The sequence below is a fragment of the Saprospiraceae bacterium genome (assembly GCA_026129545.1).
In the GTDB taxonomy this organism is placed as follows: domain Bacteria; phylum Bacteroidota; class Bacteroidia; order Chitinophagales; family Saprospiraceae; genus M3007.
Window position 1 is genome coordinate 3,048,259 of the sequence record JAHCHX010000001.1, and the last position, 20,108, is coordinate 3,068,366.

Genomic DNA, 20,108 nt, shown 5'->3' on the forward strand with positions numbered 1-20,108 from the left:
GCAAATAAACACAACTCCTTCTACCCTCCTCGTCCCGACGAGGAGGGTGTTGGAGAGCCTCTCGGGAGCCGTTACACTTCGCGCCACCAAGTTTTGAATATGGTTTAAAGCGCAATCTGTTCAAAATCACGAATATCAGACAAGCCCCGATGAATCAAGGTACAAAAGCTTCAGCGTTGGTATACTTCGCGCCGTTAGGTTTTGGGCATGGCTGCAATCGCAATCTGCTAAAAATCAAGAAAATCAATCATGTTCATCTAACAAATCCTAGCGAATCAAGGTATAAAAGACACACAGTAAGGGTTTGGTTTGGCGCCGGACGCGGCAATCGCGTACCGGCGATTTTTATTTTGAGTGCAGGCGCACCCCGTGAAAACGCAACAGGTGTTGAGGGGATTTCTCATCGTAAACACACAAAATCAAAGTGTTGCGTTGACGTGTGTCGTTGGGAAAAAGGATTTTGATGGGGTTGTGCACATAGCCGCGCTCCGCAAACAATTGCAGCTGCCGCCCTCGTGGCCGTTTGAACAAGCGCAACTCTTCTGCCGTTTCAGGCAGCGGAATGTCCCCGTAACCTTCCTCGCGCAGAAACTGTTTCACCATGTCGTAAGTGTAGGCCAACTTTGACCCGCCAAACACGGTGCGGTATTCCCAGCCGTCGCTCGTGCCGCCGAGATAGTCCGAGCCAGCCGCTGGAAATTGCTGTCGCATAGGGACGTGCGGTTTGGCAGGCAATTCCGGTTGAGGCACTGATTCTTCAAAACCAAATTCGTCGTAGGTCATTTTTGCTGGAAAACGGGCAAAAATAAGCGGCTTTTACTTCAAATTTGTTTTTGTGGCAAAACAAAATGTTTTCAATGAAAAAACAGGCGACGAGAACCTGCCTGCGTAAAACGAACAAACTGTCAATCTGTATCAAAATATGACTGCACACCTCATTCTCATTGGCGACGAAATTCTCATCGGCCAAATCGTGGACACCAACTCTGCTTGGATGGGCCGCGAACTCACGCTGCGAGGTATTCGCGTGACGGGAAAAAGCAGCGTGGGCGACAGCCGCGAAGCCATTGCTCAGGCGCTTGAACGCGCGGCTTCCGATGCCGATGTGGTGATAATGACAGGGGGGCTTGGCCCCACGAAAGATGATGTGACCAAGACTACGCTCGCAGAGATTTTTGATGCCCGGATGGTTTTTCATCAAGAAACTTACGACCGCATCGTGGCCTATTTCAATAAAATAGGTCGTCCTGTATCGCCTGCTATGGTTGGTCAAGCCACGCTTCCCGACAAGGCGGTGCTGTTGCCCAACAAAGTCGGGCAAGCGCCGGGAATGTGGTTTGAGCGCGACGGAAAAGTGTTTGTGTCGCTCCCGGGCGTGCCCTTTGAAATGGAATACTTGATGACTCACGAGGTCATCCCTCGGCTGCTCGCCACCTTCCCCACGCACCCCGTCAAACACCGCACCTTGCTCACCGCCGGAGAAGGAGAAAGTGCCATCGCTCTTCGCATCAAGGATTTTGAAGACACCCTGCCGCCTCATATCAAGTTGGCGTATCTTCCTTCGCTTGGTCAGGTTCGGTTGCGCCTGACCGATATGTGGGAAGGGAGTGTAACGCCTGAGACGGAAGCGCAGATTGAGGCAGAGCTGAATGCGAAAATCGTGGAGTTGGCCGCTATTCTCCCCGACCTTGTGTATGGATATGACGACGACTCGTTGCCACAAGTGGTGGGAAAAATTTTGACGGCACAGGGCAAGCAATTCGGCACGGCGGAAAGCTGTACCGGGGGATATGTGGCACATCTGATTACGACTATCCCCGGTTCGTCAGCCTATTTCCCAGGGTCTGTCATCACATATTCGTATGAAATGAAGACCAAAATGCTGGGTGTGCAGCCAGAGACGCTCACCCGATTTGGCGCGGTGAGCGAAGAAACAGTACGCGAAATGGCTCAAGGCGCTCTCCAAGCCTTGGGCGTGGATGTGGCGCTCGCTATTTCAGGCATTGCCGGGCCAAGTGGCGGCACACCCGATAAGCCGGTAGGCACAGTATGGATGGCAGCGAGCGATGGCAAGCGGACCGTGACACGCAAACATCTCTTTGGTCGAGACCGGCTCAAAAACATCCAATTGACAGGCGTGTATGCCCTCAATCTGGTGCGACGGTTCTTGTTGGGCGAGGTATGAAGCCGTTACCTAATCCAAAATGGGGATTTGGTTCGTGTCAATGGGGTACCTTTGTTGCGTTACAACTCAAACATCTATATTCCAATGCGCCTTCCCATTCAGGCTAACATCTTGTGTGCGACGTTGCTGTTCATGGCTTTTTTCGTCCCGCTTCATGCACAAGACCGCAAGGTCATATATCCTCACACCGTATTTTGGAGCAAAACCGAAATCAATCAATTGGATAAGCGCCAGCAATGGGGCGTGGGCCTGGATTTTGTGTATCGCCGCAAATCGGGTCTCAACGACCGCAATATGTTTGCCGAACCTCTGCGAGAAAGTATCCGCCCGTGGGTGCATTATCAGTTTTCAAAAAACGCGCGACTATCCATCTCGCCGCTGGGCTACATGCACACCAACGAATACCTCGGAAAGGAGTCGGACCTGTTGCGTCCCGATTACTACGAGCTGCGCACCACCTTTCAGTTTTTCCATCACCAACGTGCCGCGAATGGCAAATGGATGCATACTTGGCGCTATCGGTATGAGCTGCGGTGGCAGGAACAACCCGGGCGCGACGATTTCCGCTTCCTCTCTCGTTTCCGCTTCCGCTATCGGATTCGCTACATCATCAATGGCAACAACTTCTACGACGACAAAACTTGGTATGTCGCAGCCTCCAACGAGATTGGGCTGAACCTCGGGAAAAACGTTGTGTTAAACACTTTCAATCAGAACCGCCTTTATGTAGGACTTGGGTATCGTTTTTTAGACGCTATTCGCACGGAGGTGCGTTATGTTGACCGTTTTCGGACTAGGGGCGCCACCGGATTTGAATTTGACCATGGGCGCGGTCTCATGATAGGCATTTATGTGGACAACCTCACCAGTATTGGCAAACCCGACCAATACGTCATAAAATTCACTGACTGATGAAGATAAAACCTTTCGTCTTTTTTGCGGCGCTTTTTACTGTTTTGTGGCTTTTTTGGCGGCAACAAATGCAATTGAATCGCGCACGCAATGAGCTAACCAACTTGCTGCAAAATGCCGAGTTGCAGCGACAAATCAGGCTGAGCGATAGCCTGCTTCTGGCAAGAGAGTGGGATGCCGCAAGTGATTTATGGCTACAAGCGGATATAGGCACGTCTGAATTTCGAGCGGCGCGCTTGAAAGAAATTGAGGCAGTGCGGCAAACCGACTCGGCTCGCCGAGAGCACAACTTTTTTTTGCAAAAACAGGTGCGAGAAAGCCAATTGCAAGAAAACCAGAGCCAACACGATGTAATGGCGCTACGCAGGCAAATGAGGGGTTTAGAGCAGCACATGGCTTTGTTGCGCGATTCTGTTCAGGATAAAGCCATCGAATATCTTGGGCTGGCCAAACAGAAGGACAGCTTGCTGCAACTCAAAGAGGCACTGCTTGCCGACCTTAAAGAACAAGTACAGCAGTTATCGGAGGAACTTCAAAGCAAAACAGCACTGAGATTGAAAAGCCCCTCTGGAGTGGACATTCTGTATTTTGGCAATGTGCTCGATGGACAGCCACATGGCTACGGCATAGGTTTTTACGCGAACGGCACACGTTATGAAGGCAATTGGGAAAAGGGAGAAAAGCACGGCAGGGGTGTCTATACTTACCCTGAAGGCGAGTGCTATGAAGGGGATTTCGTGCGCAACAAGCGCAGAGGCTACGGAACCTACACTTGGCGCAATGGCGATACCTATCACGGATATTGGAGCGACGATATGCGCAATGGAGAAGGGGTAATCAAGAACCAGCAAGGGCAAGTGCTGCGCAGCGGCATCTGGAAAAACGACAAATTGGCGGAGGGGAAGGCAGTAAACTTATAGTGACGTGGCCAAATTTCAGCAAATTTTGAATACATCGACACATGAACTCACTCTTCATAAAACGCACGGATTCGAGCAATCCTGATTTCGTGGCGCTCGTGAGGCATCTTGATGCCGAACTGGCCACCCGCGACGGCGACGACCATGCCTTCTATGCCCAATTCAACAAAATTGATAGTTTGAAAAATGTTGTGGTCGCTTATTGGAACGGCAAAGCTGTCGGCTGTGGTGCATTCAAGCCATTGGAAGATGGGGTGATGGAAGTAAAACGAATGTTTGTATCCCCAGAACTACGAGGCAAGGGCATTGCGTCAAGCGTTTTATCGGAATTGGAACACTGGGCATCAGAGTTGGGCGCGCATTCCTGTTGTCTTGAGACAGGGCTTCGGCAGCCGGAAGCCATCGCGCTCTACCAAAAAAATGGCTACGACCGTATCCCGAATTATGGCCAATACATGGGTGTCGAAAATAGTGTTTGCTTCGAAAAGCATTTGTTGATGTCGAGCGGGGTTTGAAAATCTTGCAGAATTATCAAAATCACAACGGGTCGTTCGGATTTAAAGCCGAACGACCCGTATCACTTATTCGAAGAAAGACCTGTGTGGCAAAAAGCCCTAAAAATCACCTCGCATACGCCACAGCCCGTTTTTCCCGAATCACTGTGACGCGAATCTGACCCGGATACTGCATTTCGTCCTGAATCTTTTGCGAAATCATGAACGACAAATCGTCCGCATATTGGTCAGTGACTTTGTCCGCTTCCACAATGACGCGCAGCTCGCGTCCTGCTTGCATGGCAAATGCTTTGGCCACGCCGTCGTAACTCATGGCAAGGTCTTCGAGCTCTCCTATGCGTTTGAGATAGTTTTCGAGGATTTCACGGCGCGCGCCCGGGCGAGCGCCAGAGATGGCGTCGCAGGCCTGCACGATGGGAGAAATGATATTGTTCATCTCAATCTCGTCGTGGTGCGCGCCCACCGCATTGAGCACTACCGGATGCTCGCCATATTGCTCACACATCTTCATGCCCACAAGTGCGTGGGAGAGCTCGGTTTCTTCTTCTGCCACTTTGCCGATGTCGTGAAGCAAGCCAGCCCGTTTGGCCATTTTGATTTGTTTCGGATTGAGACCGAGTTCTGCGGCCATGATGGAACAGAGCTCCGCAGTCTCTATACTGTGTTTCAGCAGATTCTGACCATAAGACGAGCGGAAGCGCATCCGGCCCACCATGCGCACGAGGGCGGGGTTGAGGCCATGTATGCCGAGCTCGATGACGGTGCGTTCGCCGATTTCGACAATCTGTTCTTCGAGCTGTTTGCTCACTTTGGCCACCACCTCCTCGATGCGCTGAGGGTGTATGCGACCATCGGCCACGAGGCGCTGCAAGGAGAGGCGGGCCACTTCGCGTCGGATGGGGTCGAAGGAAGAGATGACGATGGCCTCGGGTGTGTCGTCCACGATGACCTCCACACCGGTGGCTGCTTCGAGCGCCCTGATGTTGCGGCCTTCCCTGCCGATGATTTGGCCTTTCATGTCGTCGTTTTCAAGGTTGAAAACAGAGACTGTGTTTTCGATGGTGAACTCGGCAGCCATCCGTTGAATCGTCTGAATCACAATCTTTTTTGCTTCTTTCGAGGCAGTCAGTTTGGCTTGGCTCACGGCATCTTTCACGATGGACATGACCTCCGTCTCGCTTTTGGCACGCACCTGTTCGAGCAGTTGGTCTCTGGCATCCTGTTGCGATAGTTTGGCGATACTTTCAAGCGCCTTGATGCGTTCCTCATTCGCCGCGTCGAGCTCCTCCCGTTTCTTGGCCACGATTTTGAGTTGTTTGTCCAAGTTTTCGCGCAGGGTGTCGAGCTCCATTTCTCGGTTGTCCAGCTCTGTCTTGCGCGCCTCCACCTCATCTATTCGACTTTGAAAGAGGTCTTGCTCCACTTTCAAATCCTTTTGCTTCGACATCACCTCCATTTCCATCTCTTTCATCTTCAACTGATGCCGTGTCTTTTCCTCCTCTAGCTCCTGTCGCATTTGGGCATATCGTTCTTTGGCCTCCTGAATTTTCTGCTGCTTGATGCGCTCGTTTTCTGCCTCTGCTTTGCCGACAATTTTCTCCGCTTTCACGGTAGCCTCGTCTTCGAGGCGTTTGGCGGTGAGGCGAGCCTCTTTGATGACGAGGTCAGCTTGGCGGTTGCTCTCCTCTACTTGCTTTTTGTTGCTCTGTGAAGCGAGAAAGTATGCAATGACGCCACCAACGACCAGCCCTACCAATCCTATTATTATTTCCATATTGAGTGACAATTAAGTGGTTAACGTAGTTATGCGTGAATCGCGCCGATGAGCAGCGCAAAGTGTTATTCGTTTTGCCGCGCCGTAAATGTATGGCTATGTCATGCTGTTTTTGTCATTTTGCTTGCAATGACAAGACAACATGGCAAATTCTGCGGAAACACGCCTCAGATAAAGTGGGCGGTTTCTTGCAAAAATGGCAGGAACGCGACAAAAAAAGGAAAGAGGAAGAAGGGCTTTACACCGTCTGCAACTGCCGCTCAGAAGGCTTGACAGTAGCCTGACGGCGGCTGCGGTGCAATTCGACGGCGTAGGTGAGCAGCGCCATAGCGAGGCAGTCCTGTGTATCTTTCGATGGCTGGGCCGATTTGAAATTGGCCGTTTTATCGTTGATTTCCTTGGCGAGCCGATGTACGAGCGCCTCGTCTGCCGCATTGATTTTCAGCAAATAAGGCCGTCCGCCTATCAGGACGGTGACTGGTATGGTATGATATGCTTGCTCGGTTGCCATGGCCGGATTATTGATTAGAGTGATAATTGGAAAATGCTGAATGTGCCAAATAACGGTGTCACATTGAGCGTGTTATCTCGTTAGCACCCTATTTTCAAAAACCGCGCCTTTTTACGAGTAATGGTTTAGAAAGACTTAGAGGAATTTGGGTATTTTTGAGAAAAACAAACCCCTCAAACTCTTCAAACCACTCGAACTCCTCAAACCCCTCCTTTCCTTATCGTCGCGTTCAACTTTGTTTCAAACGCCTGCTGCAATTGCTGCATGAGGCTGTCAATGTCGTGGCCTTGGGGGTATTTTGGTCAAAAGAGGGTCGGTGCCTCCTCTTGAAATCTGACTAGTTTTTTGATTTTTCCAGGTTGCGCCCAATTCATGGTGCCTTCCATTTTGAGGGAGCGAAGGTAGTTTTCAATGCGTTTGTCGCGGAGTTTTTCCAAAATCTCCTCTGCTTCTTGACGGCTTTTCATGGGGATGTAGGCTTGCAAAGATTGGTTGGCCTGCCAATGTCCCTCGAAAATGCGCGGCTCGAATGAGGTTTTGCCGTAAGCCTCCCACACGATTTTCCAAGGATAAAAATTGTAATCGCCCACGCCCAGTAAAGCGTACCAATAACCTTTGTTAAGCCAAGCTGAGAGCATAGTTCCTTTTCGGCTTTCGAGGTGTTTTCGGTTGTCCAACAGGTATTTTGAAAGGTATTTGTCTGCCAAAACTTGACGAGGTTCCAAGGGCTTTCCGTTCGGCGAATAAGGCAGAAGTACCCATTTGCGTACTTGGGGTTTTGCTTCCCGAAAGTTTTTGGCGGTCAGTAAAGGATAAACGTAGCGGCGGGGCAACACTACTTTTCTATCGCCATTGGAAGCCGATTTTTTGTTGACCGTAACTTTGCATAGATATTCGTCTAGCAGTTCGCAATCCTCAAAAAAGAACCAGTCATTCGCACCGCAAGCATTCACCCCTTGTCGCGGGGTAGCGGTTTTTGGCAAAACAATCGGCTCAAAATCAGACATCAAATCTTCTTCTTCCAAAGCCGAAACGCTCAGCGGGTCGTTGGGATGAAATGCTGGCTTGGCGACATAATCCACCCAAACGCCATTTCCCCAACGCTTGAAAGGTATTGGGAAACCTTGCCGGATATCTCGCACAAACTTGACCAGACCATGCCGGGTAGCCACGCCCTCGAACACAGGCGCGTCGTTGAAATCAAACACGCTCTCGATGCGAAAGTGCGTCCCGTTCACCCGGTAAGTTCGGAAGTGTTTGTTTGCGCCGTCGTTGAGCAATAGCGAGAGTGGCATGAAAAACACAGCCTCGCCGCTCTTTTTCAAGTTTTTTTCAATCGTTTTTTGAATCACCAAGGCTGCCAAGTCTATGCGTGAGCCGCCGAGCAAAAGGTCTTGCGCGTTGCCGACCAAATCGTATTCAAAGAACTTGGGCTTGAGGCGTTGTTTGCAGGTTTCGGGCAAATCCGTAAAATTCTGCCAAGGCGGGTTTCCGAAGAGGATGTCGAATTGTTGTTCTTGTTCCAAAAAGAAAATATCGGCGTTTTTGAAATTTTCGCGGGGCATTTCCAAGCCGTACAAAGTTTTCATTTTCAGGAAAAAACGCTCGAAATAATCGCTGTTCAACTCCGCTCCAAAAAGCCTGTTGACAGGCAAATCCTCCAGCCGGAAGCCTTTTTTCAAACCTGTTTTGACCAACGCTTCGAGCAAATTTCCCTCGCCCATAGTGGGGTCGAAAATGGTTTTGCCCGACATCCATTTTTCAAACAAATCAAATTGGCGAATGGCAAACTCCGCCCACTCCAAAGGGGTGAAGATTGCCCCAATTTGGAGTTGATTGCTATTTTGAAAAGCGGAAGCAGGCATAGTCGCTCTTTTTGAAGTCTTCAATTGATTTTATTCGGGTATCCGCGTCGGCTTTCACGCGGCGGTAGTGCATCATTGCCAAATCGCAGAAAATATCGAAAAACTCCTTGTACGGTCTTTCCCAGTCAATCTCCTCCCAAACCTGATTGATAGTGTAATTGAGGCGCACTTGCCCGTGCCCAAGTTTTCAATGCGGTAACAATCTTTTGGCAGCGTGTGAAAAGGCGCTACCCTGATATACTCCAAATCTCTCGCGTCGCTTTTGTCGCTTGACTTGTTGTGCCCGAACTCAACGATGACAAATACACCCTTGTCATTCGCTAAATATTTCAACAAATTGCCTACCGCGCATACCCCACCGTCAGAGTATTTTGTTGTGTCCAAATCTTTGGTTTTCACATCAAAACCGAACAGCGTTCCGTCAATTTTGCAGGCAAAATCAAAAATAGTGCGCCTTCCGGGAATGTTCACTGGTTCATAGCCCAACCCTTCACACAGCCGCGACCAATTTTGAGTAATCCTACGCTCAATCATCGCCCCGAACGCCCGCGAATCCTCGCGTTCAGCAATCCCGGAGCGCAACTCCTCAAAAAGCGCGGATATTTCCGTTTCAAATTGTTCGCTGATGGCTCGGTGGTTCATTTTCTGATGACTGCGTTCAATTTCGTTTCAAATGCCTGCTGCAATTGCTGCATGAGGCTGTCAATTTCTTTTTCCTGGAGGGTTTTTTCCGGGTCTTCAAAGGTGAAACTCACGGCGCAGGACTTCTTCCCGGCGCCGAGTTTTTGCTCGTCTTCAAACACGTCGAACAAATTAACCGAAGTTAACAGTTTTTTGGCCGTTTTGTTAGCCAACTGCCTAATATCGGCGAAGGTCACGCCCCGGTCGAGCACCAGCGCGAGGTCGCGGCGCACGGCGGGGAAGCGGTTGAGTTCGACGAATTGTATTTTGTTGCTTGCCACGGCTTTCAGCACGTTTTCAAAGTTGAAATCGGCAAAAAACACGGCGTTTTTCACGTCCGTTTTTTTCAAAATCGCAGGCTGAATCGCACCGAAAGTCACGATTTCCTGCTGCCCGCGATGGTATTTTAAAGCGTACTGGTACGGCGCCTCCTGAATGGCCGTTTCCTGAAAACCGCTCACGCCGAGCCGGGCGAGCAGGTTTTGAACGATGGCTTTCAAGGTGTAAAAATCCACGTTTTTCTTGGCGGCGGGTTGCCAACTTTCGGCGGAATGAGCGCCCGTAAGCAAAATGCTTAATCTCGAAATCTCCGAAAACTCGCTTTCCGTCTGCCGCGTACCGTCTGCCGTCAATCGTTGGTAGGTTTTTCCAAACTCGAACAACCGCAAATCAGGATTTTGCCGGTTCTGGTTTCTCTGAACAGCCTCCAAGGCGCTCAACAACATTGTCGGACGCAGGCAGTCCAGCCCCTGATTGGCGGAGTTGTGGATGAACACAAGTTGCTCTTTTTCATAAGGCAGCGCCGCGCCTTCGCCGAGGTAGTAGTGCGAGCCGGAGAGCGACATCCCCATGCACTCGTTGAAGCCATTGGCAGCGAGAAACTCCGAAGCGAGGTTGCGCACCGCGTCGGGGCTGGGGCGCTGGGTGATTTCCATGCTGCTGCGGATTTGGGTGGGGATGGGTACATTGTCCAGCCCGTGCACGCGCAGGATTTCCTCCACCACGTCGGCCTCGCGGAGCACGTCGGGTTTGTTGGTGGGAATGACCGCGACGAAACTCGTGGCCGTTTCATTTTCAACGCCGATTTCGAGGGCGGCGAGGATTTTCTTGACTCGTTCTTTTGGCAAATTTTCCCCAATCAAAGCGTTCACGCGGGCGTACTCGCAGGTCACGCGGGCGGGCTGAACGGGGTTGGGATAAATGTCCACGACCTCTGAAGCGATTTCGCTGCCGGCAATTTCAACGATGAGTTGGGCGGCGCGTTCGAGCGCGCGGCGGCAGCCGTTGGGGTCAACGCCTTTTTCAAACGACCAGGCCGCGTCGGTGCGCAGGCCGTGTCGCAGCATGGAGCGGCGAATCCATTTTGGGTCGAAATAGGCACTTTCGAGAAAAATATCGGTCGTTTTTTCAGAAACGCCGCTCGTGAAGCCGCCGAACACGCCACCGATGCATAAAGGGGTGGATTCGCCGTCGCAAATCATCAGGTCTTCTGCGAAGAGCTTGCGCTCCACCTCGTCGAGGGTTTTGAAAGGCGTTCCGGCAGGCAGGGTTTTTACCAAAATTTTCCTGCCTTTTATTTCCGCCAAATCGAAAGCGTGGAGCGGCTGGCCGAGTTCGACGCGGACGTAGTTGGTAATGTCCACCACGTTGTTGATGGGTCGCTGGCCAACGGTGAGGAGGCGGTTTTTGAGCCAGTCGGGGCTTTCGGCGACTTTCAAATTCCTGATAACGAGGCCGGTGTAGCGAGGGCAGGCTTCGGTGCTCAAAACCTCAACTGCAATTTCGGATTTCGGATTTCGGATTTCGGATTGAGCGATTTTTGGCTCGCGAATTTGAACATCCCGATTTTCCTGAACGCGGAAATAGGCGGCCAAATCCTTCGCCACGCCGAGGTGATTCGTCGCGTCGGCGCGGTTGGGTGTGAGGCCGATTTCGATGACGGTGTCAGAATCTTTCTTGAGATACGCGGCGGCGGTGACGCCGAGCGGCGTGTCGGCGGGCAGCACCATGATGCCGGAGTGGTCAGAGCCGATGCCGAGTTCGTCTTGGGCGCAAATCATGCCCTGCGATGGCACGCCTTTGACTTTGCGCTCTCCGATTTGGAAAAGTTGGCCGTCTTTGCTGAAAACATTGGCGCCGGGCAGGGCGACGAGGACTTTTTGGCCTGCGGCCACGTTAGGCGCGCCGCACACGATGGAGCGGGCTACGCCGTCGCCAACATCTACTTTGGTGGCCGAAAGGTGGTCGGTTTCGGGTATGCGTTCGCACTCCAACACCTTGCCCGTCAAAACTTTATCCAAATCAACAGGCGAGGGTCGCACGGTTTCCCAACCTTCCACTTCAAGCCCCAGCGATGTCAGTATGTCGGCGATTTCAGAGGGTGATTTATCTAAGTCGAGAAAATCTCGAAGCCAATTCAGCGAAACCTTCATTGTTTCTCAGTGACACTATGCGCTCGGTTTTCGGCGCGGGGATTTAGTAATTTGGGCAAAAGTAGAGAGAATCCTTAAAAAGGTTTGAAGGTTTCTGGTTGTTCGCTAACTTTTAAACCCTCAACCAGAAACCCTCAAACTTAATTTTTCGGATAGCCTGCCTGAATCCAGCAGTTCACACTATCGCGCTCGGCTTGGGTCATGGCGCCGCCCTGAGGCATATCTTTCTTGATAACGACCCTTTCGAGCACATGGCCAGCGTCCAGATGGGGCTTCATAGCCTCATAGTTCGTGAAATCGAAAACGTCTGCTCCCGACACACCGCTGCCGGGTGCGTGGCAGCTAATACAATGGCGGTCAATAATACCCTTGATATTGGCTGAATAAGCAAAGGTGACACCAGAGATATTGCACTCCGGGCCTTTTTTGTCGTCTTTTTTGCAGCCAAGCCAAAGCGTCATGCCAACCAGAAAAAGCAGGACTGCAAGAGGTGATGTTTTGCTGAGAGGTTTGTTCATCGTGCGAATATGTTTAGTGAAGAGTGACAAATATCCGACGGCGAAAATACGGGAATGGTCGAATTTGTATTATTGCCGATGCTGGCGAAAAAAGGCTAGTGCCGTGTATGGTCAATGCCTCATGAATAGGGCACCCTTTCTCTGCGTTGTTCGTCGGTTACAATATCCCGTATTGCGCCTTACCCGCGCCCTGATAAAGGAAAATTTTGGCTCACCATATTCACGGAGCATTGACCAGACACGGCATTAAAATAGGTTTCTGCACGCCCGAATGGAGCATCCGTTCAGGCAGAAACCTTCAAACGAGGGTGTCCACAAAGCTGTGTCACCTCAGTTCGGGCAATGAGAAAACACAGAGACACGGAGGCACAGGGTTTTGGTTTTCAATAATTTACGATCTTTTGAGTGCAGCGTTCGCCATTAAAAAAAACATATAGGAAGGTTTGACACGCTTTCCTGAACATTCCCCCTCCAACCAGAAACCTTCCAACCAGAAACCCTCAAACCTTCAAACCCTTTTTTACCTTTGCCCGCTTTTCCGACTTAAATTTTTTTACCAACTAAAATCAATCAGACATGATAATTGGTGTACCAAAAGAAATTAAAAGCAACGAAAATCGCGTGGCGCTCACCCCTGCCGGGGCTTTGGAATTGACCCGCCGGGGGCATACGGTGTATGTGCAAAGCACGGCGGGCATCGGCAGCGGCTTTGAGGACAGCGACTACATCGAGGCAGGCGCGAAAATTTTACAAACCGCCGACGAGGTGTGGGCCATCGCCGAGATGATAATGAAGGTGAAAGAACCCATCGCGGAAGAATATCCGCGTTGTCGGCCCAACCAATTGATTTTCACTTATTTCCACTTTGCTTCCAGCGAAGAGCTGACCCGTGCCATGATAAAAAGTGGCGCCGTTTGCCTCGCCTACGAGACGGTGGAAACCAAAGACCGTCAGCTGCCCCTACTCATTCCGATGTCGGAAGTTGCCGGGCGCATGGCGATTCAGGAGGGTGCCAAGTATTTGGAAAAACCCGTGAAAGGTCGCGGGGTGCTGTTGGGCGGGGTACCGGGTGTGCCTCCCGGCAAAGTACTCATCATCGGTGGAGGTGTGGTGGGCACACAAGCGGCCAAAATGGCTGCTGGCTTGGGCGCTCAAGTCGTGATACTTGACACGAACCTCAATCGCCTGCGCTACTTGAACGACGTGATGCCCGCCAATGTGGTCACCATGTTCTCCAACGAATACAACATTCGCCGCCTCATTCAGGACACTGACCTCATCGTAGGTGCCGTGCTGATTCCGGGAGCCAAAGCACCCAAACTTATCACCCGCGATATGCTGAAACTCATGCACCCCGGTGCCGTGTTGGTGGATGTGGCAGTGGACCAAGGGGGCAGCTTCGAGACCACAAGAGCTACTACGCATGCCGACCCTACCTATATCATTGACGACGTGGTGCATTACTGCGTGGCGAATATGCCGGGTGCGGTGCCGTTCACCTCGACCGTGGCGCTGACTAACGCAACACTTCCCTACGCTATCCAATTAGCCAATAAAGGCTGGCAAAAAGCCTGCAAAGAGAATCAGGAGCTATTGCTTGGCCTCAACGTGGTGGGTGGCAAAGTGGTCTATCAGGGCGTGGCCGATGCGTTCGGGCTGCCGATGCATGATGTGGCAGGGGTGCTGTGAAAATGCCAAAAACAAAAAGTGATAATGGCCGCTCGTGTGTTCGGGCGGCCATTTGTGTTTGTCGTGAAAGCATTCAGGCGAAGCAAGGATGCTTTTGAAATGTTAGCCCAACAGACCAATGTGCGCTATCCCGAACGCCGTCGCCACCAAACCGCCAATCAAAACTTCCCGCTGAGTGTGCCGGCCCAACACGACACGGGACCATGCGACGAAGGGCGCAAAAATCAGCATCGCCACGCCTGCCCAGAGATTGGCCGAAAGCACCAGAAAACCCAAGTATGTCACTATCAGCGTGTGCTGCGAGATTTTGATTTTCGTGTTGATGGCATAACAAACGGCCATGAGCAGGGCAAAAAACAACGTTTCGCCCACAAAAGGCTGGCGAAAAAAGTAGAGCAATGCCGCCGCTGCCAGCAACAGTATCAACACAGGGCGGTAAATATTGCTGGCGCGCTCGCTTTGTGCCGACACGTCCCAGTTCGAGATTTTGCCTTTTCTTTTTCTGAAAAACAAAAACGCGCCCATGACAGCAAGGCTTCCCCATATCGCTGCCAACGCCGGCCACGCTTTTTCAAAAGGAAGTTGCCGAACCGTCAGCAGCGACAAAACCACCGGCAGCAACAGGAACGGATGACCTACGGTAGAGAGGATGGTGGCGGTGGATTTTGTCATGGAGCGTTTGTGAAGGGAGTTCGATGAAGCGCATATTATTTTTTAAGTGCTGATTTTTCGCCGCTCAAGTAACAATTGCTCAAACTCGTCAATACTCAACACTTCTATGCGGGGAAACTGAATGTCTTTCAGCACCTTAAAATGACCGTCATTGGTCACGATAAAATCGGCATTTCCCGCTACAGCACAGTCCACAAACTTGTCATCGTCAGGGTCGGAATGAATAAGTTGCCAATGATATGACGGTCATATTCTTGGTCGAGCAACGCCTGAAACACCCACCAATATTTGTGTCGGGGCAATACCGAAACCAAGAAGACATTGGTGTCCAGGACGACGCGCATATCATTGATTGGTTTCGTTCAACCACCGGTCGAGGTCGTCGTCTGTGATACCTTTGGCTTCAGCAGCCTGTGCGACGCGGTCGGTGAATCGCTTTGCAAAAAAGCGGGCGAGTATTTCCTTGATTTGCAAAAGTTCCTCCTCTGTCGGGTTGAAGGAATACACCTTCAACAATTCCAACTGCAAGGGGCTGAGTTTTTGGCTGGCCTGCATCTCCATAATTTTATTTTTTTGCAAAAATAAGCGATTTTTGAGCAAGTTAATTCTCAACCTTCATGCGAAGCTGCAATCCAATCGCGGACGTTTTCGCCGATTCGGAGCGGAGTAGAAGTTTGGTGAGATGGTGTGTCCATGCGTTCGCTTTTGGTGCAAAAGTACAGAATTTCAGTATCGAAACAGCGTAATGTCTTTGCCTTGAATCTCATAATTTGCCTCGCAAAACAGGATTTTACAAAAATCTATTCTTGTTTTAAAACTTGTTGAAATGAAACACTATTCGCTCTTCTCTCCCTTCACATTCAAAGGCTTTTTCCTTCTTGTTTTTTGCTGTTTCAAATTTGGATCGAGTGCTCAATGGTTGAAGACAGAAGGGCCGCCCGGGGCCTTACTCTACGAACTCAAACTTTCTAACAGCACCTTGCTGACGAGCGGAGGCAGCGGCGTTTGGCGCTCATCGGATATGGGCGCGACTTGGGAGGACGTACCAGAACTCCACGATGGCAGCTATCCTATGCTGGAAACCCACGGTAAGCACGTTTTGGTAAGATGCACCCATGACTCGCTCGGAAGGCGTTATTTCCAATCGAGCGACGAGGGCTTTACTTGGGCAGAATTGACTGCGCCGCATTGGGACACTATCAGCAATGATTTGCAGATTTTTGACGGCTTTGTTTATGCTCGCAAACATTCAGGCGGTACTATTAGAACGGGCGATTTTGGCGCGACTTGGCAATGGGTTCATACTGACCGTTTCGTTTTTATAGCTGATGGCGACCAAATGTTTCGCAGCAAAGAGAAGGCAATTTTTCGCTCTTCCGATGGTGGCTTTACATGGGACACGCTCCTGACTTTTCCTCAAAATGTCAGTCTTGAATTCAAACAAGGCCATACGTTCATCGTAAAAAATGGCTTCCAGACAAACACAGCCAGCATCTCGGAAGATGGCGGCACAACTTGGCAGACTTTCAGCGCGACAGCTAATGATTTTAACCATATTGATGTCTTGTTGCCCTTTCAAGGCAAACTCTATGCTTTTGGGCAGGTGAGTCAAAGGGCTTGGGTGGCCAATGCCGCAATCGGAAAGTTTGAGGAGCATGTGCTGCCACCAGAGACCTACACCGCTTTCGGGGTACTTTCTACTGGCAACGAGATTTTTCGCGCTACTATTTTTAATGGAGTGCTCCGCAGCATGGACGCGACAAACTGGACGAAATGCGAAGGTTTGAACGACGGCCAAATTACCCAGTTGAAAATTTATGCAGGGCAAATGTATGCGGCCACCCATTCCGGGCTTTACAGACTATTGCCTGACAAACATCATTGGGAACCGCTCGCGCCGCAATATGAAATGCGCCAAGTCAAGGACGTGGTGGTTGAAGGAAACAATATCGCTATCTCTGCATGGGCTGGGCAGGTATGGTATTCGGAAGATGGCGGACAGGCTTTCCAATGGGCGACAAACGCGGACGGCAGTCCTGTATGGGACATCGAGCGAATGGAAAAGATGGGTAATCAAATTATCGGTTGGAGCGACTTTCCCGCTATTAAAGTACCGCGCATTTCTTACGATTTTGGAAAAACTTGGAAAAGTCTCTATCCACAACTCGCGGGCTTGAATGTCATAACATTTTCTGCTTCAAACGGCGTGTTGTATCTCTTGAACCATGATGGCCGATTGTTCCGATGGGATACTGGCAATGAAGCATTTGTTCTATTTTCCAATACACCTGTTCCGTTCTCGTCCAACCCATCCGTTTCCTCTTTAGACTATTGGTCGCTCTACGTTAAAGATAATGTGTGCATCGTCGCCCAACCCCTTGAATATACGCCGGACGAAGGCTACCATTTTTTTGTCTCTACCGATAGCGGGCAAACTTGGACAGAACATCCCAGATTTACTACAACAGGGATTTATAAGGATTATCGTTGGAACGATGTCGAAATGTCAGGTGACACGATTTTTGTTGCGCTGCAAAACAACGGCGTGTATTTCTCTACTGATTTTGGAGAAAACTGGTTGCCATTTTCGGAAGGACTTTGGAGCAAGAGTGCAGAAGTGTTCGCCCTTTTTGAGGGCGAATTATTCATGGGACAAAGTGGCGTTTACCGCCGCAAGACCAATGGTGAATTACCGACCGTGTCAAGTACGGAACCGCCTTTGACAATAAATTTAAGTGTCTCCCCCAATCCTTTCTACGACCATTTCACCATTCGACTTTCAAATCCTGCACTTGCTGCGGAAGTCCGCTTGTTTGATATGTTAGGGAGGCAAATAGAAGTCCCAAAAAACAAATTATCCGATGTGGAGATTCAACTTTTTGGAATGGGTCAGTTGCCCATTGGGATTTATTTTTTGGAAATAAAAGATGGAAAAAGCAAGCGCGTGAAGCGGATACTGAAAATGTGAGTTTTTCAATTCCTCAACGGCTTCCCATTCTCCAACATAAACTGAATCCGCTCCAGCGTCTTTTGCTCGCCGCAAAGCGACAGAAACATCTCGCGCTCAATGTCGAGCAGGTATTGCTCGCTCACTGTCTGCGGGCTGGTGAGGTCGCCGCCGCAGAGCACGTAGGCTACTTTTTTTGCGATGAGGATATCATGTTCGCTGGCATAGTGGCCGAGTTTCAGAGAGTGCGCGGCGATGTAGAGCGCACCGAGACCCGTGCGCCCCAGCACGTACACGTCTTTGCGCGGGATGGGTTTCACATAGTCGGCGGCGAGTTCCAGCACCTTCTTTTTGGCTTCGCTGATGTTGCGGGCGACGTTGTGGACGACCGAGTCTTTCGTCGGCAGCAGGTAGCCGTAGTTGAACGCCTCGTAGGCCGAAGTAGCGACTTGCGCGGTGGCGATGGTTTTGAACTTGTCAATCAGGCGCGGAATCTGCACATCGCCTTCTTTTGAGATTTCGTCGGAGAGGCGCACGGCAAACTCCTTCGTGCCGCCGCCGCCGGGGATGATGCCCACGCCGACTTCCACGAGGCCGACATAACTTTCGGCAGCGGCTACTACCGCGTCGGCGTGCATGGAAAATTCGCAGCCACCGCCAAAAACGTAGCCCTGCGTCGCAATCACCACAGGCACAGCCGAGTAGCGAATCCGCATCGAAGTTTGCTGGAAAATATTGACCGCCATGTTCAGCTCGTCCCACTCCTGTTGGTAGGCCATCATCGCAATCATCATCAGGTTGGCGCCGACGGTGAAGTTCTGGGCGTTGTTGCCGATGACCATGCCTTTCCAGCCTTGTTCTTCGGCGATTTGAATCGAGTCGTTGATGCCTCGCAAAATGCCTTCGCCGATGGCGTTCATTTTGGAGTGAAATTCGAGGCACAACACGCCATCGCCGATGTCGTGCAGGGTACATTCGGCATTCGAGTAAACAGGTTTGTTCGAGCGGTAAGTGTCGAGAATGATAAAGGCTTCGCCGCCAGGCAGGGGTTCGTATTTTTTAGCGGCGGGATTGTAACAAAGCCGCTGACCGTTTTCGACTTTGTAAAAAGAATTATGGCCTGCGGCAATCATGTCTTTCACCCAAGCGCCGATTTTTTCTCCTTGTTTTTCAGCGAGTTCCGCGCCTTCCTTCACGCCTACCATGTCCCAATACTGGAAGGGCCCGGCTTCCCAGGCAAAGCCCGCGCGGAGCGCATCGTCCACCGCATAAACGGTGTCGGAAATTTCCGGGACGCGGTTGGAGACGTAGGCGAACAGGCCGAGGAAAGAGCGTTGCAAGAGTTGCGTCCCCTTGTCGTCGGCTTTAAAAACAGCCTTGATGCGGCGCGGCAGTTCGTCAATTTGTTTGGTCGTTTCGAGGATGGGCAATTTCTCTTTTTGGCTGGGGGCGTACTCGAGTGTTTCGAGGTTCAGCGCCAACACGACCGGGCGGCCTTTCGCATCTTTTTCTCCTGTTTTTTTATAAAAACCCTGACCCGATTTGTTTCCGAAAAACTTGTTCTCGACGAGGAAATTCAAAAATTTCGGCACTTCCATTTTGGAAATCTGCTCGTCGGGCGCATTCTGTTTCATCCCATTTATGACATGAACCGCCGTGTCCATGCCGACCAAATCGGCAAGGCGGAAAGTGCCGGTTTTTGGGCGACCGATGGCCGGGCCGGTGAGCGCGTCCACCGTGTCAATGCCGACGCCAAGTTCGTGGGCAAGTTGGAAGATTTTTGCCATCGCATAGACGCCCACGCGGTTGGCGATGAAGGCGGGCGTGTCTTTGCACAGCACGGTTTGTTTGCCCAAAATCACGTCGCCGTAGTGCATAAAGAACTCTGTAACAGCGGGGTCAGTGTCGGGCGTGGGGATGATTTCGAGCAGGCGCATGTAGCGCACAGGGTTGAAAAAGTGAGTGCCGCAAAAGTTTTTGCGGAAGTCGTCGCTGCGGCCTTCGGCCATGAGGTGTATGGGGATGCCGGAGGTGTTGGAAGTGACGAGCGAGCCTTTGGCGCGGTATTTTTCCACTTTTTCAAAAATCTGCTTTTTGATGTCGAGGCGCTCTACCACGACTTCGATAATCCAGTCGCAGTCTTTTATTTTAGGGAAATCGTCGTCGAAGTTGCCGACCGTGATGCGCGAGGCGAATTTGTTGTCGTAAAAAGGCGCGGGCTTGGCTTTCAAGGCTGTTTGAAGCGAATCGGAAGCAATCTTATTTTTGTTGCCTTCGCTGGCGAGGTCGAGCAGAAGGACTTCGAGGCCGCAGCCTGCGAGGTGTGCGGCGATGCCGGTTCCCATGAGGCCGGAACCGAGGACGGTGACTTTGCTGATGCGTTTGTTGAGCATTTTTGGACAGGATTTACAGGATTTGCAGGACGGGGATTTCATCCTGAAAATGCTGTTTGGGAGAAAATTTGAGCAAGCGAAAATTCGTTGGGCG

General features: G+C 50.9%; 18 protein-coding genes. 6 read left to right on the forward strand and 12 right to left on the reverse strand.

The window, feature by feature from the left end:
- Positions 1-345: 345 nt before the first annotated feature.
- A complete protein-coding gene (locus KIS77_11860) occupies positions 346-711 on the reverse strand; it encodes a hypothetical protein (GenBank protein MCW5923035.1) in 366 nt (121 codons plus the stop codon).
- A 211-nt stretch (positions 712-922) separates the two neighbouring features.
- On the opposite strand from KIS77_11860, the gene KIS77_11865 reads away from it, so the two are divergent.
- The 4 genes from KIS77_11865 to KIS77_11880 all read left to right on the forward strand — a co-directional run bounded on the left by KIS77_11865 (position 923) and on the right by KIS77_11880 (position 4,532).
- Complete coding sequence (locus KIS77_11865) at positions 923-2,185, forward strand: competence/damage-inducible protein A (protein MCW5923036.1); 1,263 nt, start codon at positions 923-925, stop codon at positions 2,183-2,185.
- Between the two features lie 84 nt (positions 2,186-2,269).
- Positions 2,270-3,097, forward strand: coding sequence for a DUF2490 domain-containing protein (locus KIS77_11870; protein MCW5923037.1), 828 nt, complete (start codon positions 2,270-2,272; stop codon positions 3,095-3,097).
- 68 nt (positions 3,098-3,165) lie between these two features.
- Positions 3,166-4,017, forward strand: coding sequence for a hypothetical protein (locus tag KIS77_11875; GenBank protein MCW5923038.1), 852 nt, complete (start codon positions 3,166-3,168; stop codon positions 4,015-4,017).
- A 41-nt stretch (positions 4,018-4,058) separates the two neighbouring features.
- Positions 4,059-4,532: a GNAT family N-acetyltransferase gene (locus KIS77_11880; protein ID MCW5923039.1), complete on the forward strand. Its 474-nt coding sequence runs from the start codon at positions 4,059-4,061 to the stop codon at positions 4,530-4,532.
- Between the two features lie 106 nt (positions 4,533-4,638).
- Here KIS77_11880 and rny read toward each other — a convergent pair whose 3' ends face one another.
- The 6 genes from rny to KIS77_11910 form a co-directional block, all read right to left on the reverse strand.
- Positions 4,639-6,306 (reverse strand): ribonuclease Y, encoded by a 1,668-nt coding sequence (gene rny, locus KIS77_11885; protein ID MCW5923040.1) that lies wholly within the window; start codon positions 6,304-6,306, stop codon positions 4,639-4,641.
- Positions 6,307-6,544: 238 nt separating this feature from the next.
- Positions 6,545-6,817, reverse strand: a complete 273-nt coding sequence (locus KIS77_11890) for a cell division protein ZapA (GenBank protein ID MCW5923041.1) — start codon at positions 6,815-6,817, stop codon at positions 6,545-6,547.
- 302 nt (positions 6,818-7,119) lie between these two features.
- Positions 7,120-8,682: an N-6 DNA methylase gene (locus tag KIS77_11895; GenBank protein ID MCW5923042.1), complete on the reverse strand. Its 1,563-nt coding sequence runs from the start codon at positions 8,680-8,682 to the stop codon at positions 7,120-7,122.
- Complete coding sequence (locus tag KIS77_11900; protein ID MCW5923043.1) at positions 8,657-8,851, reverse strand: hypothetical protein; 195 nt, start codon at positions 8,849-8,851, stop codon at positions 8,657-8,659. Before KIS77_11900 ends, KIS77_11895 begins: the two co-directional genes overlap by 26 nt.
- Positions 8,852-9,320: 469 nt before the next feature.
- Positions 9,321-11,795, reverse strand: coding sequence for a phenylalanine--tRNA ligase subunit beta (gene pheT, locus KIS77_11905; GenBank protein MCW5923044.1), 2,475 nt, complete (start codon positions 11,793-11,795; stop codon positions 9,321-9,323).
- Positions 11,796-11,935: 140 nt separating this feature from the next.
- A complete protein-coding gene (locus KIS77_11910) occupies positions 11,936-12,313 on the reverse strand; it encodes a hypothetical protein (GenBank protein MCW5923045.1) in 378 nt (125 codons plus the stop codon).
- 576 nt (positions 12,314-12,889) lie between these two features.
- Here KIS77_11910 and ald point away from each other — a divergent pair.
- Positions 12,890-14,002: an alanine dehydrogenase gene (ald, locus tag KIS77_11915; protein MCW5923046.1), complete on the forward strand. Its 1,113-nt coding sequence runs from the start codon at positions 12,890-12,892 to the stop codon at positions 14,000-14,002.
- Positions 14,003-14,104: 102 nt separating this feature from the next.
- On the opposite strand, the gene KIS77_11920 is transcribed toward ald, so the two are convergent.
- Genes KIS77_11920 through KIS77_11935 form a run of 4 tightly spaced genes read right to left on the reverse strand, consistent with a single transcriptional unit; the run spans position 14,105 to position 15,253 of the window.
- Complete coding sequence (locus tag KIS77_11920) at positions 14,105-14,674, reverse strand: phosphatase PAP2 family protein (protein ID MCW5923047.1); 570 nt, start codon at positions 14,672-14,674, stop codon at positions 14,105-14,107.
- A 42-nt stretch (positions 14,675-14,716) separates the two neighbouring features.
- On the reverse strand, positions 14,717-14,869 hold the full coding sequence (locus KIS77_11925; protein MCW5923048.1) for a hypothetical protein: 153 nt from the start codon (positions 14,867-14,869) through the stop codon (positions 14,717-14,719).
- Positions 14,854-15,018 carry a hypothetical protein gene (locus tag KIS77_11930; GenBank protein MCW5923049.1) on the reverse strand — a complete coding sequence of 55 codons (165 nt, stop codon included), beginning with the start codon at positions 15,016-15,018 and terminating at the stop codon, positions 14,854-14,856. Before KIS77_11930 ends, KIS77_11925 begins: the two co-directional genes overlap by 16 nt.
- 1 nt (position 15,019) lies before the next feature.
- On the reverse strand, positions 15,020-15,253 hold the full coding sequence (locus tag KIS77_11935) for a hypothetical protein (GenBank protein ID MCW5923050.1): 234 nt from the start codon (positions 15,251-15,253) through the stop codon (positions 15,020-15,022).
- Positions 15,254-15,884: 631 nt separating this feature from the next.
- On the opposite strand from KIS77_11935, the gene KIS77_11940 reads away from it, so the two are divergent.
- A complete protein-coding gene (locus KIS77_11940) occupies positions 15,885-17,642 on the forward strand; it encodes a T9SS type A sorting domain-containing protein (protein ID MCW5923051.1) in 1,758 nt (585 codons plus the stop codon).
- A 5-nt stretch (positions 17,643-17,647) separates the two neighbouring features.
- Here KIS77_11940 and KIS77_11945 read toward each other — a convergent pair whose 3' ends face one another.
- Positions 17,648-20,014: a 3-hydroxyacyl-CoA dehydrogenase/enoyl-CoA hydratase family protein gene (locus KIS77_11945; protein MCW5923052.1), complete on the reverse strand. Its 2,367-nt coding sequence runs from the start codon at positions 20,012-20,014 to the stop codon at positions 17,648-17,650.
- Between the last annotated feature and the right edge of the window lie 94 nt (positions 20,015-20,108).